Annotated in this window: 14 protein-coding genes; 6 read left to right on the forward strand and 8 right to left on the reverse strand. The window is 67.1% G+C overall.

What is annotated here, in order from left to right; all coding sequences use genetic code 11:
* Window positions 1–49: 49 nt before the first annotated feature.
* Window positions 50–1,006: a transcriptional regulator GcvA gene (gcvA, locus tag Q0982_RS18650; RefSeq protein ID WP_322097070.1), complete on the reverse strand. Its 957-nt coding sequence runs from the start codon at window positions 1,004–1,006 to the stop codon at window positions 50–52.
* A gap of 120 nt (window positions 1,007–1,126) precedes the next feature.
* Between gcvA and speB the strand changes: the two genes are divergently transcribed.
* The 6 genes from speB (at window position 1,127) to Q0982_RS18680 (ending at window position 6,975) form a co-directional block, all read left to right on the forward strand.
* Window positions 1,127–2,176: an agmatinase gene (speB, locus tag Q0982_RS18655; protein WP_299398031.1), complete on the forward strand. Its 1,050-nt coding sequence runs from the start codon at window positions 1,127–1,129 to the stop codon at window positions 2,174–2,176.
* Window positions 2,177–2,276: 100 nt separating this feature from the next.
* Window positions 2,277–3,383, forward strand: a complete 1,107-nt coding sequence (locus Q0982_RS18660; protein WP_322097065.1) for an extracellular solute-binding protein — start codon at window positions 2,277–2,279, stop codon at window positions 3,381–3,383.
* 107 nt (window positions 3,384–3,490) lie between these two features.
* On the forward strand, window positions 3,491–4,528 hold the full coding sequence (locus Q0982_RS18665; protein WP_299398033.1) for an ABC transporter ATP-binding protein: 1,038 nt from the start codon (window positions 3,491–3,493) through the stop codon (window positions 4,526–4,528).
* The gene (locus Q0982_RS18670) at window positions 4,525–5,379 is read left to right on the forward strand and encodes an ABC transporter permease (protein WP_299398035.1); all 855 of its coding nucleotides are present in this window, start codon (window positions 4,525–4,527) and stop codon (window positions 5,377–5,379) included. The genes Q0982_RS18665 and Q0982_RS18670 overlap by 4 nt, the downstream gene beginning before the upstream one ends.
* Window positions 5,380–5,395: 16 nt before the next feature.
* Complete coding sequence (locus Q0982_RS18675) at window positions 5,396–6,199, forward strand: ABC transporter permease (RefSeq protein WP_299398037.1); 804 nt, start codon at window positions 5,396–5,398, stop codon at window positions 6,197–6,199.
* Window positions 6,199–6,975 (forward strand): carbon-nitrogen hydrolase family protein, encoded by a 777-nt coding sequence (locus tag Q0982_RS18680; protein WP_322097066.1) that lies wholly within the window; start codon window positions 6,199–6,201, stop codon window positions 6,973–6,975. Before Q0982_RS18675 ends, Q0982_RS18680 begins: the two co-directional genes overlap by 1 nt.
* A 28-nt stretch (window positions 6,976–7,003) precedes the next feature.
* Here Q0982_RS18680 and Q0982_RS18685 read toward each other — a convergent pair whose 3' ends face one another.
* The 7 genes from Q0982_RS18685 to Q0982_RS18715 form a co-directional block, all read right to left on the reverse strand.
* Window positions 7,004–7,675, reverse strand: coding sequence for an N-acetyltransferase (locus tag Q0982_RS18685; protein WP_299398042.1), 672 nt, complete (start codon window positions 7,673–7,675; stop codon window positions 7,004–7,006).
* A 133-nt stretch (window positions 7,676–7,808) separates the two neighbouring features.
* Window positions 7,809–10,493 carry a pyruvate, phosphate dikinase gene (gene ppdK, locus Q0982_RS18690; protein ID WP_299398045.1) on the reverse strand — a complete coding sequence of 895 codons (2,685 nt, stop codon included), beginning with the start codon at window positions 10,491–10,493 and terminating at the stop codon, window positions 7,809–7,811.
* 97 nt (window positions 10,494–10,590) lie between these two features.
* Complete coding sequence (gene glyS / locus Q0982_RS18695; protein ID WP_299398047.1) at window positions 10,591–12,798, reverse strand: glycine--tRNA ligase subunit beta; 2,208 nt, start codon at window positions 12,796–12,798, stop codon at window positions 10,591–10,593.
* Window positions 12,798–13,748: a glycine--tRNA ligase subunit alpha gene (locus tag Q0982_RS18700; RefSeq protein WP_299398050.1), complete on the reverse strand. Its 951-nt coding sequence runs from the start codon at window positions 13,746–13,748 to the stop codon at window positions 12,798–12,800. Before Q0982_RS18700 ends, glyS begins: the two co-directional genes overlap by 1 nt.
* 163 nt (window positions 13,749–13,911) lie before the next feature.
* On the reverse strand, window positions 13,912–14,709 hold the full coding sequence (locus Q0982_RS18705) for a class I SAM-dependent methyltransferase (RefSeq protein WP_299398052.1): 798 nt from the start codon (window positions 14,707–14,709) through the stop codon (window positions 13,912–13,914).
* A gap of 129 nt (window positions 14,710–14,838) precedes the next feature.
* The gene (locus Q0982_RS18710; RefSeq protein ID WP_299398054.1) at window positions 14,839–15,111 is read right to left on the reverse strand and encodes a hypothetical protein; all 273 of its coding nucleotides are present in this window, start codon (window positions 15,109–15,111) and stop codon (window positions 14,839–14,841) included.
* Between the two features lie 114 nt (window positions 15,112–15,225).
* A complete protein-coding gene (locus Q0982_RS18715) occupies window positions 15,226–16,053 on the reverse strand; it encodes a S49 family peptidase (RefSeq protein WP_322097067.1) in 828 nt (275 codons plus the stop codon).
* Between the last annotated feature and the right edge of the window lie 26 nt (window positions 16,054–16,079).

The raw sequence follows: 16,079 nt of genomic DNA on the forward strand, positions 1-16,079 counted from the left end.
CCGGGTGGCCGGGCGATCCGGACTGGATCCCGGCCTAATGGAACCGCCCCTATCCTCCCCTCCGTCCCCGGCGCAGGGCGCGGCGGCCGGCGGTCTGGACCTCCGTGCTGGCGTCCTCCTCGTCGCGGACGGCAAAGAGCCAGTCAATGAAGACGCTGGCGATGGGCGCCGCTTTCACCTCGTTGCGGCAGACCACGTAGAAGCTGTCGATGGCCGGCACCGCAAGGTCGAAGGGCGCGATCAGACTGCCACGGGCCATCAGGGTGCTGGCGGTCCGGCTGTCGCCGATGGCCACGCCGTTGCCTTGCAGCGCCGCCTCGACGGCAAGGCGGGCATCGCTCATGAAGTGATGCCGGCCCTTGCTGAGTTCCAGCGCCCGGGCCGCGGTCAGCCAGGTCTGCCATTCCCGCCCCTCGTCGGCATGCAACAGCACATGGTCGGCGAGGTCCTTCACCGAGCGTAGCGGCCGGCTGTTCAGCAGGGTCGGGCTGGCAACGGGAAACAGTTCGATGTCGGACCAGTGCCGCACCCAGCAGTCGCCCCAGGTGCCCTGCCCGTAGCGGATACAGACGTCGACATCGGGATCGAAGACCGCCTCCGGATCGTTGCCGCCGGTCAGCCGCAAGCGCACGCCGGGGAATTGCTCGGAGAAGCGGCTGAGACGGGGGATCAGCCAGAGCGACAGCAGGGCGGGCACGCAGCTCACCACCAGATCGCCGCCGGTCGAGGGCCGGGTCATCCGCGCCGTCGCCGTGGCGATGTCCTGAAACGCACTCGATAGGGTCGGCAGCAGGGCCGCGCCGTGGGGCGTCAGCTTGACCCGCCGCGCGCCGCGCTCCAGCAACGCCACGTTCAGCGCCGCCTCCAGGCTGCGGATCTGATGACTCACCGCCCCGTGTGTGACGTTGAGTTCCTTGGCGGCCCGCGAAACCGAACCATGGCGGGCGGCGGCCTCAAAGGCGCGCAAGGGATTGAGGGGCGGCAGGCGGGCGGAGATGGCGGCAATCCTATGTGATTTTTTCTCACATAAGACCGTACAACAATGTCAATTGCTCTCGCAATGGCCCTTCCGCGATACTGCCACCCAAGGAAAACAAAGGTTTTGCTTGGGGGACAGGCGGCGATCATGGCTTGGGATGCGGAGAAACTGGCGGCCCTGCGGGAAAAGTACGCGCAAGGCCACGGGGGCGATGTCTTCGACCCGGCCTACCGCAAGGTGGCCGACCAGATCTTCGATGCGAGCGGAACCCGCATGGCGCCCTATGCGGGCATCTCCACGCTGCTCGATGCGCCGCAGCGCGAGATCGACCCGCAGGACCCCGACTTCGGCGACCTTCAGGTCGCGCTGATCGGCGTGCCCATGGACCTCGGCGTGACCAACCGCCCGGGCGCGCGCTTCGGGCCGCGGGCGCTGCGCACCATCGAGCGCATCGGCCCCTACAACCATGTCATGGCCTGCGCGCCGACGTACGATCTGCGCGTCGCCGATGTCGGCGACGTGCCCTTCGCCAGCCGCTACCGGCTGGAGGGCAGCCTCGACGACATCGAGCGCTACTTCGAGAAAGTGCACGCCGCCGGCGTGGTGCCGCTCTCGGTCGGCGGCGATCACTCCGTCACCTACCCGATCATGAAAGCCATCGGCCGTGAGAGGCCGGTCGGGATGGTCCACATCGATGCCCACTGCGATACCGGCGGGGCCTTCGACCACAGCAAGTTCCACCACGGCGGACCGTTCCGCAACGCGGTGCTGGACGGCGTGCTCGATCCCACCCGGACGATCCAGATCGGCATCCGCGGCTCGGCGGAGTATCTCTGGGAGTTTTCCTTCGACAGCGGCATGACGGTCGTGCATGCCGAGGAAGTGCCGAAGCTGGGGATCGCCGCCGTGGTGGAAAAAGCCCTGGCGGTCGTCGGCGACGGGCCGACCTACATCTCCTTCGACATCGACGGCATCGATCCCGCCTTTGCGCCGGGCACCGGCACGCCGGAGGTCGGCGGCCTGACGACGCGGGAAGTGCTGGCGATCCTGCACGGCCTGAAGGGGGTCAACGTTGTCGGCGGCGACGTGGTGGAGGTGGCGCCGCAGTACGACACCACCACCAACACCGCCCATGTGGGGGCGCAGGTGCTGTTCGAGATTCTCAGTCTGATGGTTTACAGCCCGCGCTTCGCGTGACGGCTGGCGTCGGGGCAAACCCGACCGCAACAGGGGGGAAGGTCCAATCAATCAGGCCACGCCAAGTGGTCCCAGCAACGACAGTGGAGGTAGGTGAGAGATGAACAAGCGTATTGCCAAGAGCGGCATCAGCCGCCGAAGCCTGATGGCGGCGGGACTCGCGGGCGCGGGGCTCGCCGGAGCCGGCGCCCTCGCGATGCCGACGGTGCTGCGCGCGCAGGACCGCTCGCTGAAGGTCGGCGTCTACGGCGGCTACTTCAAGGACTCCTTCGACAAGCACATTTTCCCTGAGTTCACCAAGGCCACCGGCATCGCGGTGGAGTCGGTGGCGGAACCGACGGGCGAGGCCTGGCTGGTCCAGTTGGAGCAGGCGGCCAAGGCCGGCCGTGCGCCCGCCGACGTCTCCATGATGTCCCAGGTCGCCATGCTCAAGGGCCAGGCGATCAACCTTTGGACGGCGCTCGACCGGAACCGCATGCCGAACAGCGAAAACCTGATCGGCGAGTTCATCAACAGCTATCCCGACGGCCGGGTGGCGGGCATCGGCGCAGTGGCCTGGTACATCACTCTGGTGTCGAACACGGAAGCCTATCCCGAGGCACCGACCTCCTGGGCTGCGCTCTGGGACAGCGCCAATCAGGACAAGCTCGGCCTCCTGGCGCTGGTCTCCAACTCCTTCCTGCTGGAAGTGACCGCCAAGACCTACATGGGCGGCACCGATGCCCTCGACAGCGAAGAGGGGCTGTTGAAGGCCTTCGACAAGCTGGCAGAGGTGAAGGCCAACGTGCGGCTCTGGTACCGCGACGAGGCCCAGTTCGAACAGGCGCTCAAGTCCGGCGAGATCCCCATGGGCCAGTACTATCACGACGTCACGGGCCTGGCGGCGGCCGACGGCCATCCGGTGCGGTCCACCTTCCCCAAGGAGGGCGGCATCCTCGACAGCGGCTGCTGGGCGCTGTCGCGCGCTTCGAAGAAGTCCGACGAGGCGCATATCTTCATCGACTACATGAGCCAGCCGTCGATCCAGGCCACCATGTCCCGCAAGGTCGGCACGGCCCCGACGGTGAAGCGCAACCTGCTCGACCTGACGGGCGACGAGTTCGCTTCCGTCTCCTCGGAGATCGCTCCCATCGTCCCGCGCTACGACCTTTACCAGACCAAGTCCGACTGGCTTAATCAGAAGTGGACAGAGCTGATCGTCGGCTGAAGACCACGCCGGACGACACCGAGAGGGCCTAAGGCCGCCGCCGCTTCCGGCGGTGGCCGCCTGCCCTGTCGCCAATCAGCGCTGTCGACACGCAACGCGGGGACGCCATGTCGGGACTGGCCCTTGAGGGCATCGCAAAGCGCTTCGGCGCGCTGACGGCGGTCGACGATCTGTCGCTGACCGTGCCCCACGGCACCTTCGTCTGTCTGCTGGGCCCGTCGGGCTGCGGCAAGACGACTTTGCTGCGCATGATCGCGGGGCTGGAGACGCCCAGCGCCGGGCGCATCCTGCTGGACGGCGCGGAGATCACGGACCTGCCGACCCACAGACGCGATTTCGGCATGGTCTTCCAGTCGCTGGCGCTGTTTCCGCACCTCAATGTCCGCGACAACATCGCCTACGCGCTGCGCATTCGCGGCGTTCCCAAGGCCGAGCAGGAGGTGCGCGTCGCCGAGTTGCTCGACCTCGTCCATCTGCCGGACTTCGGCAGCCGGCCCGTCGGCCAGCTTTCCGGCGGACAGAAGCAGCGGGTGGCCATTGCGCGGGCGCTCGCGGTCTCGCCGCGGCTGTTCCTGCTCGACGAACCGCTCTCCGCCCTGGACGCCAAACTGCGCGAAGCCATGCAGGTGGAACTGCGCCAGTTGCAGCAGAAGCTGGGCATCACCACCGTCGTCGTCACCCACGACCAGCGCGAGGCCATGACCATGGCCGACCTGGTGGTGGTCATGGGCGAGGGGCGCATCCGCCAGGCGGCGGCGCCGGTGGAGATCTACCGCAGGCCGGCCGATGCCTTCGTCGCCGACTTCATCGGCTCGACCAACTTGCTCGATATCGCCGCCAACGGCAGCGGCGACGCGGTTGTCGACGGCGTCCCCCTGCCCGGTGTCGCCCTGCCCGCGGGCCTGCAACGGGCGCGCCTTTCCATCCGGCCGGAGGACGTGCGCCTGACCGCCCCGGCGGACGCACCGCTGACCGGGCGGGTGACCTTCCTGCGCGACCTCGGCGGCACCGTGGAGACCTTTGTCGAGGTGGCGGGCACCACCGTCATCGCCGTCTCCACGCCGCGCGAACGCCCCCAAGTTGCCGCCGGCGATGCCATCGGCATCCAGCTTCCCCCCGAGTCCTGCGTGGTGCTGCCGCAATGAGGCGGGAGCGGGCCAGGACCCTCTCCGACCATCTGCCGCTGGCCTTTCCGGCGGCCATGCTGGTGGTCTTCTTCGTCGTGCCCTTCGCCATCATGATCGCCGTCAGCTTCTTCCGGCGCCAGCAGGGCGGCTTCTACACCGTCGACTTCGTGCTCGCCAACTACGAGCGCTTTCTGACGCCCTTCTTCGGCAGTGTGCTCGGCTTCTCCCTGTTCCTGGCTGCGGCAGTGGCGGTCTGCTGCGTGGCCCTGTCCTTTCCCTTCACCAGTTTTCTTGCCGGGCGCAGCCGCCGCGTCCAGGTTTATTGGCTGGTCGGGCTGCTGGCCATTCTCTCCCTCTCCGAGGTGATCATCGGCTTTGCCTGGTCGACCCTGTTCTCGCGCACCGCCGGGGTCAGCAACCTGCTGGTCGCCCTCGGCCTGATGGCGGAGCCCAAGGCCCTGCTGCCGGGCTTCGGCGCGGTGCTGACGGGGATGGTCTATCAGGCCCTTCCCTATACGATCCTGCTGCTCTACCCCTCTTTCATGCGCCTCGACCCGACATTGCTGGAGGCCGCCCGCACCCTCGGCGCTTCCCCCCTGCGCGGTTTCGTCACCGTGGTCGTTCCGGCGCTGCGCAACACCATCGTCGCCACCCTGATCATGGTCTTCGTCTTCGCGCTCGGGTCCTACCTGCTGCCGCAGATTCTCGGGCGGCCGCAGCACTGGACCCTCTCGGTGCTGATCACGGATCAGGCGATCTACCAGTCCAACATGCCGTTCGCCGCGGCCATGGCGGTCTTCCTGGTGCTGATTTCGCTGGCGCTGGTGGGCCTGACGCTGCTGGTCGGCGGCCGGCGGGAAGCGGCGTAGTGAAGGACTGCAGACCATGACCGCACGCTGGCTGCGCCGCGGCTACATGGCCCTCATCGCGCTGTTCTTGGCCGCACCCCTCATAGTGGTGGCCGGGGTCTCGGTGAACGAGAAGCGGACGCTGCTGTTTCCGCCCGAGGGATTCTCTCTCGCCTGGTACGCCGACATCTTCGTCGAGCCGGAATGGCGCAGCGCCCTCATCGCCTCCCTTGGCCTCGCCGCTCTCTCGGCCGCGCTGGCGGTGCTCATCGCCCTGCCGCTGAGCTGGTTCTTCTGGCGCCGTGTCGCGCCCTGGGCCCGGATCTTCCAGTTCCTGGGCGTCGCCCCGTTCATGCTGCCGCCGGTGATCACCGCACTCGGGTTCCTCTCCTTCTGGGCGACCGGCGGCTTCTACGGGGCACCCTGGACGGCGGTCATCAGCCACGCGATCTTTTTCGTAACCCTGCCGCTGGTGACCCTCTCCCTTGGCTTCGCCTCCATAGACCGTTCCCTGGTCGAGGCGGCGGCCACCATGGGCGCCGACGACCGCCGGGTCTTCCGCACCGTCGTCGTGCCGCTGATCACGCCCTACATGATCTCCGGCTTTGCTTTCGCCTTCGTGCTGTCGCTGAACGAGTACATCGTCGCCTACATGACCGTCGGCTTCACGATGGAGACGCTGCCGATCAAAATCTTCAACGCCCTGCGCTACGGCTACACGCCGACCATGGCCTCTGTTTCCATCTTCTTCGTCGCCATCGCCGCCCTGGTGGTCGGGCTGATCGCACGCTACGGCGACCTGCCGAGGCTGCTGGGCGCCTGGACCGGCGAGGAGCGGTGATGCGCATCGCCGCCCTGCAGATGAAGGCCGCGGCAGGCGATGTCACAGCGAACCTCGCGCGCATCGACGCCGCCGCGCAAGAGGCGGCGGCGGGCGGCGCGCGGCTCTTGGTCGCGCCCGAACTGGCCACCACCGGCTATGGCGCCGGCGACGTCATTCGTGACCTGGCGGAGCCGCTGGACGGGCCGCAGGTGAACCAGCTGGCTGCGATCTCCCAAGCGCATGGCCTTGCGGTCGTCGCCGGCTTTGCCGAGCGCGACGGGTCCCAGGTCTTCAACAGCCTGGTTTTGGTCGACGGCACCGAGACGCCCCTCGCCTACAGAAAGATGCAGCTCTACGCGGACTACGAGCGGGCGCTCTTCTCCCCCGGCCCGCTTCAGACCACGCTCTGCAGGCTGGATAACCTGACTTTCGGCTTTCTGATCTGCTACGACGTCGAGTTTCCGGAGGCGGTGCGGGCACTGGCGCGGGCCGGCGCCGATGCCGTGCTGGTGCCCACGGCCCTGCCGCGGGGTCCCTTCGCGGACTTTATCGCAACATCAGTCGTTCCGGTGCGGGCCTTCGAGAACCAGCTCTTCGTCGCCTACGCCAACCACGCCGGGCAGGACGACGCCTTCACCTATGCCGGTCTGTCGCGCATCGTCGGCCCCGACGGCACCGCCCTCGCCGCCGCCGGCCCGGAGGAAGACTCTGTGATCTTCGCCGACATCGACCCAGCGGCCTTCGCGGAGAGCCGCACCGCCAACACCTACCTGACGGATTTGCGCAAGCACTGAGCGTCAGAGCCGTTGGTCCGGTGCTGCGTCACTCAACGAGGTTCGCCCGAAACTTGGTGAGCCCCGGAAAGGCGTGGTCGAAGTAGGCGGCGTGAAAAGTGGTGTAGGGGTCGAAGTACTTTTCGTAGAGAGCCTTCGCTGCGTCATTGCCGTGGATCACCATAATGCCGAGGCTGGCCGCGCCCTTCCCTTGCGCCTTGTCGAAGGCGGCCCGCATCAAGGCGTGACCGAGGCCCCGGCCGCGAAACTCCGGCGCGACCGCGACGGATTCGACGATCAGTTCCGCCTGAGGTTTCAGAAACTCCGCCCCGCCGCTCCAAATCCCCTGATAGGCGGCGCGGAACGCGGCGGCCGTCTCCGCCGTCCAGGACAGGGCCGCGGCAACCCGATCCAGCCTGTCGAGGTTCAACGGCCCTTGCTCTGCATGCTCATCCGCCGCGAAGACAGCACAAGCGGCAGCGGAAGTGCCCTCCACTTCCAGAACGATGAAATCCTCGACCGCGCCCCAGCTGGCCGCCTCCTCGCGCAGCTTTGACTCGAGGAACTCCAAGGTGCCCGTTCCGCTCTCCTTCAGAAGATCGTCCCAGAACGAACGGCCAAAAGGCGGCAGCGACGCTTCGAACTCCGCGCGCGCCAGAAAGGGCACGTCGGCTGCGGTCGCGGCGCGGATCGAGGGGGCCGAGTGCGGTTGCGCGGTCATGACACCTTCCTTTGCGGACGAGCTGTCTGTGAGAGCCGAAGCGCGGCGGTTCAACACATCAAGGCAGCACCGCGTCAGATGCTGACGGGACTTCGCAAGTCCTGAAGAAGCAACCCCTCGTCCGAAACCGGCCCTAACGCCCGACCGCGCCGATGGCGTGGCCGCTGAGCGCGGCCTGGGCGGCAGCGAGGCGGGCGATGGGCACCCGGTAGGGCGAGCAGGAGACGTAATCCAGCGGCACCTTCTGGCAGAAGGCGATGGAGGCGGGATCGCCGCCGTGCTCGCCGCAGATGCCAAGCTTGATGTCCGACCGGGTCCCCCGCCCGCGCTCGGCGGCGATCAACATCAGCTCGCCCACACCCTCGGGATCCAGCGAGATGAAGGGGTCCTGCTCGATCAGCTCGCGCTGCTCGTAGGCGCCGAGGAAGTTGCCGGCGTCGTCGCGCGACAGGCCGTAGGCGGTCTGGGTCAGGTCGTTGGTGCCGAAGGAGAAGAACTCCGCCCCCTCGGCGATCTGGCCGGCGCGCAGGCAGGCCCGCGGCAGCTCGATCATGGTGCCGACGAGGTAGCCGATCTCCACCCCCTGTGCGTTCCGCACCGCTTCGGCCACCTTGTCCACCAGCGTGCGCAGCACGGTGAACTCCTGCTCGATGGAGACCAGCGGGATCATCACTTCCGGCACTACGGTTTTGCCGGTCTCCTTCGCGACCGCGGCCACGGCCTCGAAGATGGCGCGGGCCTGCATCTCGTAGATCTCCGGGTAGGTGATACCCAAGCGGCAGCCGCGGTGGCCCAGCATGGGGTTGGTCTCGACCAGTTTCAGGGAGCGCGCGCGCACCTGCTCCTCCGAGAGGCCGGAGGCCTTGGCCACCTCGGCAACCGCCGCGTCCTCGTGCGGCAGAAATTCGTGCAGCGGCGGGTCCAGCAGGCGGATGGTGACCGGCCGGTCGCCCATTTCCTTGAAAAGGGCGATGAAATCGTCGCGCTGGAAGGGCAGCAGCTTCTCCAGCGCCTGACGGCGCTTCTCGCCAGAGTCCGCCAGGATCATCTCGCGCATGGCGACGATGCGCTGGGCATCGAAGAACATGTGCTCCGTGCGGCAGAGGCCGATGCCCTCGCAGCCGAAGGCCACGGCGACCTTGGCTTCCTGAGGTGTGTCGCAGTTCACCCGCACACCCATGCTGCGGTGCTGGTCGGCCCAGCCCATGACGGTGGCGAAGTCGCCGGAAAGCTCCGGCTGCACGGTGGGCACCGCGCCCTGCATCACCTCGCCGGTGGAGCCGTCGAGGGTGATGAGGTCGCCCTCGCGCAGTTCCAGGTCGCGCACCCGCATGACGCCGCTCTTGCGGTCGATACGCAGCTCGCCGGCACCGGCCACGCAGGCCCGGCCCATGCCCCGCGCGACCACCGCGGCATGGCTGGTCATGCCGCCGCGGGTGGTGAGGATGCCGACGGCGGCGTGCATGCCGTGAATGTCTTCCGGCGAGGTCTCGGTGCGGCAGAGAATGACGGTCTCGCCCGCCCCGGCCTGGGCCTCCGCCTCGTCGGCGGTGAACACGATCTTGCCGGAGGCCGCGCCCGGCGAAGCCGGCAGTCCGCGGGCGATCACTTTGCGCTCCGCCTTGGGGTCCAGGGTCGGATGCAGAAGCTGGTCCAGGCTCGACGGATCGATGCGCAGCAGCGCCTCCTTCTCGTCGATCAGGCCCTCGGCCACCATCTCGGCGGCGATCTTCAGGGCCGCGGAGGCGGTGCGCTTGCCGGTGCGGGTCTGCAGCATGTAGAGCGTGCCGCGCTGCACCGTGAACTCGATGTCCTGCATGTCCTTGTAGTGCTGCTCAAGGGTCAGGCGGACATCGTTCAACTGGCCGAAGACCTCCGGCATCACCTCTTCCATGGCCGGCAGCTTGGAGCCGTTCATCTTCTTGCCGTGGAGTGTGAGGTTCTGCGGCGTGCGTATGCCGGCCACCACGTCCTCGCCCTGGGCGTTCACCAGGTACTCGCCATAGAAGGTGTTGTCGCCGGTGGCGGGATTGCGCGTAAAGGCGACTCCCGTGGCGCAGTCGTCGCCCATGTTGCCGAAGACCATGGCCTGCAGGTTCACCGCCGTGCCCCAGCCCGCGGGGATGTCATGCAGACGGCGATAGGTGATGGCGCGCTGGTTCATCCAGGATCCGAAGACAGCGCCCACCGCCGCCCAGGCCTGATCGCCGGGCGACTGGGGAAAGGGCTCGCCGGTCTCCGCCAGGACCTTGGCCTTGTAGTCCTCGATCACCCGAGCCCAGTCCTCGGCCGTCAGCTCGGTATCGAGCATGTAGCCGTGGTCTTCTTTGGCCAGCTCCAGGATTTCCTCGAAGTGGTGGTGGTCAACGCCCAGCACCACGTCGCCGAACATTTGGATGAAGCGGCGGTAGCTGTCGTAGGCGAAGCGCCGGTCACCGGCATTGCGGGCCAGGCCCTCCACGGTCTCGTCGTTGAGGCCGAGGTTGAGGACGGTGTCCATCATGCCGGGCATGGAGGCCCGGGCGCCCGAGCGCACGGAAAGCAGCAGCGGGTTTTCCGGGTCGCCGAACCTGGCGCCGACGAGGTCCTCGATCTTCGTCAGCGCCGCATTCATCTGATCTCTCAGATCCTCAGGGTACTTGCGGTCGTGATCGTAAAAGTAGGTGCAGACCTCGGTGGTGATGGTGAAGCCGGGCGGCACCGGCAGGCCGATGGCCGACATCTCTGCCAGATTGGCACCCTTGCCGCCCAGGAGTTCCTTCATCTCGGCCCGGCCGTCGGCCGCGCCGCCGCCGAAGCTGTAGACCCAAGTCGTCATGATTTGCGATCCGTTTCCTGCCGGTTGCTGTCCATCTCAACTCGCACGCCCAGTTACCTTGCATGCAACGGGCGGCTGAACGCCGCCTCTGCTTTCTTCAGCCCTCGATCTTCGAGAAGTCGGCCACCTCCGAGAGCGTCGTTCCGATCGCGCTCAGAAGGTTCAGACGGTTCTCCCGCAGGGCAGCGTCTTCTGCGTTCACGGTCACTTGGTCGAAGAAGGCATCGACCGGTTGGCGCAACTGCGCCATCGCCTGCATCGCGAGCGTAAAGTTCTCTACTACGAGGGCCTCTCTCGCTCCACCTGCCGCTTCAGCAAGGTATTCCGCAAGTTGACCTTCTTCCTGCTGCACCACAATATCCGGCCTCACCTGGCCGTCGTAGCTGCGCTTGTCCTTCTTGGCCTCGATGCGCACGATGTTGGCGGCGCGGCGATAGGCGACCAGCAAGTTGGCGCCGTCGTCGCTGTCGAGGAAGGAGCGCAGCGCCTCCACCCGCGCCAGCAGGCGCACCAGATCGTCCTCGCCGCCACGCGCCATGACAGCGCTGATGAGGTCGTGGCGCACCCCCTGGTCCCGCAACACCACCTTCAGGCGCTCGCCGAAGAAATCCAGGAGGCTGAGTGCGCTTTTATCTATGCTCTGATCCCAGCCAGGGGCGACGCTGCGCACTCGAGCTCGCACCGACCCCAAGGACATGGAACCACCGCTTGGACCCAGAGCTCTCTTAGCTTGTTCTGCCCGCTGCCTGCTCTCGAACTGACCGACAGTTTGAGAGTCCAGTGCCCGTTCAAAAACAGTGATAAGTGGCACCCGGAGGTTATTCTCGACGATGAGCCGGATAGTACCCAAAGCCGCCCGACGTAGCGCGTAGGGGTCTTTTGAGCCCGTCGGCTTCTCGTCGATCGCCCAGAAGCCGGCCAGGGTGTCGATCTTGTCGGCCAGGGCGACGCAGAGGCTGACCGGCGCGGAGGGGCAGGCATCGTTGGGGCCGAGCGGGGCGTAGTGTTCGGCGATGGCCTCCGCCACCGCCGGGGCCTCGCCGTCGTTGAGGGCATAGTAGCGCCCCATGATGCCCTGCAGTTCCGGGAACTCGCCCACCATGCCGGTGACGAGGTCGGCCTTGGCGAGGCGCGCGGCGGAGCGGACCTGGTCGCGGTCCGCGCCGGGCACATACTGGCTGATCTCCGCGGCCAGGCTCTCCAGGCGCGAGACCTTCTCCGCCAGCGTGCCCAGCCTGGCGTGAAAAACGATGTCCTGCAGCGCCGTCACCCGTGCGGAGAGCGGCTCCTTGCGGTCCTGGTCCCAGAAGAACCGCGCATCGGCCAGGCGGGCGCGCAGCACCCGTTCGTTGCCAGCGACGATGGTCTTGGCGCGGTCGCTGCCCGGCGGCGCCTCCATGTTGGCGACCACCAGGAAGCGGTCCGCCAGCGCGCCCTCGGTGGTCTCGGTCGAGAAGTACTTCTGGTGGCTGCGCATGGAGGTGGACAGCACCTCCGCCGGCAGGTCCATGAAGCCCTCGTCGATGCGCCCCATCAGCACCTGCGGCCATTCGACCAGCCCGGTCACTTCGTCCAGCAGCGCGGGATCGTCTTTCAGCGTGACGCCCGCGTCGGCGGTCAGCTCCGCGGCCTGCCGCGCGATGGTCGCACGCCGCTCCGCCGGATCCAAAACCACCTTGGCCTGCAGCAACTTGTCCCGGTAGTCGGCAAAGCCAGTCACCGCAAAGCGGTCGGGGGCGAGAAAGCGGTGCCCCAGCGTCGCATTGCCGAACTCAACACGACGCCCTTCCCCCATCATCAATTCGCCGGTCAGGGCCTTGCCGTCGAAAACCGCGAGGATGTGGTGCAGCGGGCGCACCCAGCGCTGGCTGTCCTCTGCCCAGCGCATGGACTTCGGCCAGGGCAGGTCCGCAAAGGCCCTGCCCAGAACCTCCGGCAGGACCGCGTCGCTGGGCCGCCCGGCGACGTGGCGCACGGCGAAATAGAAGCTGCCCTTCGGGGTCTCGCGGACCTCCGCATCCTCCAGGGAGGCAAAGCCGTTGGCCTTCAGAAAGCCCTGGACCGCCTGCTCCGGCGCACCGACCTTGGGGCCCTTCTTCTCTTCCGAGAGGTCCGGCTGCTGAGCCGGAAGGCCGTCAACCACCAGCGCCAGGCGGCGCGGCGTGGCATAGGCCGACGCCGTTTCAAAGGTCAGATTGGCCGCCTTCAGCCCCTCGGTGACCAGACGCTTCAGATCCTCCGCCGCGCGGGCCTGCATGCGCGCCGGGATCTCCTCGGAAAACAGCTCGACCAGCAGTTCGGCCATCAGTCCGCTCCACCGCTCTCGCTAGGGCCTTGGCCGAGACTCTGGGTCGCGACCCAGGCCTCGCAGCAGGCCTTGGCCAGAGTGCGGACGCGGCCGATGTAGGCCTGGCGCTCGGTCACGGAGATCACCCCGCGCGCATCCAGGAGATTGAATACGTGGCTGGCCTTCATGCACTGGTCATAGGCCGGCAGCGGCATGGGCCGGCCGTTGCGGTCACCGAAGGCCAGGATCGACTGACACTCGGCCTCCGCGTCCTTGAAGTGCTGAAACAGGATGTCGGTGCTCGCGGCCTCGAAGTTGAAGGCGGAGAACTCCTGCTCGGCCTGCAGGAAGACATCGCCATAGGTCTTGCCGCCCCCATCCTCTCTATTGGGGTCCTTGGGCACGCCGTCCCAATCCAGGTCGTAGACGTTCTCGACGCCCTGGACGTACATGATCAGGCGCTCCAGCCCGTAGGTCAGCTCGGTGGAGACCGGGTTGCAGTCGATGCCGCCGACCTGCTGGAAGTAGGTGAACTGGCTGACCTCCATGCCATCGCACCAGACCTCCCAGCCCAGGCCCCAGGCGCCCAGCGTCGGGCTCTCCCAATCGTCCTCCACAAAACGGATGTCGTGGTTCATGGGATCGATGCCGATGGCGCGCAGGGAATCCAGGTAGAGCTCCTGGCTGTCGGCCGGCGAGGGCTTCAGGATGACCTGAAACTGGTAGTAGTGCTGCAGGCGGTTGGGATTCTCCCCGTAGCGCCCGTCGGTCGGGCGGCGCGAGGGCTGCACATAGGCCGCTTTCCAGCGTCCCGGCCCGAGTGCGCGCAGGGTGGTGGCCGGATGGAAGGTCCCCGCCCCCACCTCCAGATCGTAGGGCTGCAGGATGACGCAGCCCTGGCGGGCCCAGAAGTCCTGAAGACGCAGGATCAGCCGCTGGAAACAGGTGTCCGGATTGGCGTCAGACATGGCGTTGGGACTGTTTGCCCGGGGGTGGCGCCCCGGCAACCTTTACTCAGACCGTTGCTGAAGCGGTCCAGGATGCTGCACCGCGATAAAATGCCGGCGAACCTTAGCCGCGCGCCTGACCCGAATCAAGCGAAGCCATGGCGGAGACTGGGTACTGGGCGACCTAGCCCCTGACTGCGGCGATGTGCAGAACCAGGGCCGCATGGCGACGCCAGCGCCCCAGCCAGGGATGGGCCTCGACGGCCGCCTCGCTGGGCTGCGGTTCCTCCATGGCGGCGATCCGCAGACCGGCAGCGCAGATGGCATTGACATAATCCGAAACAGTGCGCGGGAAGCGCGGAACCGCAAAATCCTCAACGTCGCTCGGTGCCGCCCGCTTGCTGAAGTGCCAATGCTCCACGAAAGGCTGGCGGTCGAAGTAGCCGACCACCTGGCGGGCCCTCTTTGGGGTCCGGCGCGACGGGATCCACCGGCTGTGCCTTGTATTGAAACAAGGATGCAGAACGCTGAACCAGAGGCCGCCCCCGGGCCTGAGCACCCGGTGGACCTCGCGCATGGCACCGGCAACGTCCGGCCCGTCCATCAGGGCCATGGTGGAGAGGGCGAGATCGAAGCTGGCGTCCGCAAAGCGGTCCATCTGCGAGAACGAGCAGGCTTCGTAGCGGATTCCCAGAGGCGTTTCTTCCTCGACTGCCCGGGCACGCGCGATTTGCCCGGTGGAAAGATCGATGTCGGTGACTCGGGCGCCGCGTTCGGCGAACCGGCGGGTGTTGGAGCCCTCGCCGCACCCCAGATCGATCACTTCCCGGCCTGCAATCTCCGGCAGAAAAGCGAGAAAAGCCGGTAGTGTGAAATGCTCACGAAAAACATCGTAACCCGCACGGACCTCTTCCGCCCAAAGGTCCGCGTTGCGATCCCAGGCCGTAGCGACGCCGGCCTCGTCCAGGCTATCCTCCTGCATTTCTGCGGCGCCCTTCTTCCAGTCCGGCTACAAGCGCCGGGCGATATCCGTGACGGGCCAGTGCCAGCCACCTGAGCATGGGCCGCCCGCTGAATAAGGGCTGCGCGCCCGGACCGGCACCGAAGACACTCAATCCTTACGACCGCAGGAGCACTTGCTGCCAGCTTGAATGTAGGCGCCGCAGGTCGGGCACGGCACGAGGTCCGCAACCTCCTCGCCGTTGCCGGCTTCTGCGCTGCGCTCCGTTCTGGTCTTCTGCGGCTTCTTCGCCTCGCCGGCCCGCAGCTTGGCCTCGGCCTTTCGCGCCTGCTGCAGACGGCCGAGGAACTTGAACCCGTACCAGACCGCGGCGATGACCAGCCCGAGGACGATCAGCTTCTGAATCGAGGGCAATCCAAACATGGCGGCATTTAGCGATGCCACCGCCCCCGGGTCAAGCAGACCCGATCAGCGGCGTCCGATCACGAAGGGCTTGAGCAAGACCGGCCTGACGAGCGGTGCGGGGCCGGGGTACCCCTAGAGCCCGAAGCGGGACCAGAGAGCCCGCTCCTCGACGGCAGCGATGAGACCGGCGGCCCAGTCGTCCGGGCCCGGCAGACCGCCATGGAAGAGCGGCTCGTCGCCGCCACCCCGCCCGCGGCCCACGCCCAAACGCTTCAGAAGCCGCCTGGGGCCCTGGACACGGCGCAGCCGGACGCGCTTGCCAAAGCGGTCCCGCAACACCTGGCGCAGTTCGCCCTCGGAGTCGGCCAGGCCAAGCTCTATCGCCCGTCCGCCGGCCCAGAACTCACCGCTGAAAAGCTCCTCTTCCGGGGCCTTCAGGCGATGCCCGCGACGGTCGCGCACGGTCTGCTTGAAGACATCGTGCAGGTCCTGCTGCAGAGTTTTCAGGCGGGCGACGTCGTCGGCATTTTCCGGCCGGAAGGGATCAAGCGTCGACTTATGCTCGCCGGCCGTATAGACGCGGCGCTCGACGCCAACCCGATCCATCAACTCGGTGAACCCGAAGCCGGAGGTGATGACGCCGATCGAACCGACAATGGAGGTCGGCTGGACAAAGATCTCGTCGGCGGCACAGGCAAGCCAATACCCGCCCGAGGCCGCCACGTCCTCGCAGAACGCCAGAACCGGCTTTTCCTTCTCCCGCGCCAGATCGCGGATACGCTTGGCGATCAGGGCCGACTGAGAGGGCGAACCGCCGGGCGAGTTTATGATCAGGGCAACGGCGCTCAGCCGCGGCAGGGCAAAGGCCCGCTCGATCAGTGGCTCCATGCTGGCGAGGCTCATGCCGCTGCGCAGCGGGCCGAACCCGCCGATCACCCCGGACATGCGCAGAACAGCCACCTCGGGATGCCTGGGACGCAACCAAC

It is taken from the genome of Pelagibius sp., assembly GCF_028281305.1.
Taxonomy (GTDB): Bacteria; Pseudomonadota; Alphaproteobacteria; order Kiloniellales; family Kiloniellaceae; genus Pelagibius.

What these genes read in the sequence shown, in the direction of transcription:
- speB (WP_299398031.1), top strand. Translation starts at nt 1,127, where the DNA reads ATGGCTTGGGATGCGGAGAAACTGGCGGCCCTGCGGGAAAAGTACGCG.
- Q0982_RS18660 (WP_322097065.1), top strand. Translation starts at nt 2,277, where the DNA reads ATGAACAAGCGTATTGCCAAGAGCGGCATCAGCCGCCGAAGCCTGATG.
- Q0982_RS18665 (WP_299398033.1), top strand. Translation starts at nt 3,491, where the DNA reads ATGTCGGGACTGGCCCTTGAGGGCATCGCAAAGCGCTTCGGCGCGCTG.
- Q0982_RS18670 (WP_299398035.1), top strand. Translation starts at nt 4,525, where the DNA reads ATGAGGCGGGAGCGGGCCAGGACCCTCTCCGACCATCTGCCGCTGGCC.
- Q0982_RS18675 (WP_299398037.1), top strand. Translation starts at nt 5,396, where the DNA reads ATGACCGCACGCTGGCTGCGCCGCGGCTACATGGCCCTCATCGCGCTG.
- Q0982_RS18680 (WP_322097066.1), top strand. Translation starts at nt 6,199, where the DNA reads ATGCGCATCGCCGCCCTGCAGATGAAGGCCGCGGCAGGCGATGTCACA.
- Q0982_RS18685 (WP_299398042.1), bottom strand. Translation starts at nt 7,675, where the DNA reads ATGACCGCGCAACCGCACTCGGCCCCCTCGATCCGCGCCGCGACCGCA.
- ppdK (WP_299398045.1), bottom strand. Translation starts at nt 10,493, where the DNA reads ATGACGACTTGGGTCTACAGCTTCGGCGGCGGCGCGGCCGACGGCCGG.
- glyS (WP_299398047.1), bottom strand. Translation starts at nt 12,798, where the DNA reads ATGGCCGAACTGCTGGTCGAGCTGTTTTCCGAGGAGATCCCGGCGCGC.
- Q0982_RS18700 (WP_299398050.1), bottom strand. Translation starts at nt 13,748, where the DNA reads ATGTCTGACGCCAATCCGGACACCTGTTTCCAGCGGCTGATCCTGCGT.
- Q0982_RS18705 (WP_299398052.1), bottom strand. Translation starts at nt 14,709, where the DNA reads ATGCAGGAGGATAGCCTGGACGAGGCCGGCGTCGCTACGGCCTGGGAT.
- Q0982_RS18710 (WP_299398054.1), bottom strand. Translation starts at nt 15,111, where the DNA reads ATGTTTGGATTGCCCTCGATTCAGAAGCTGATCGTCCTCGGGCTGGTC.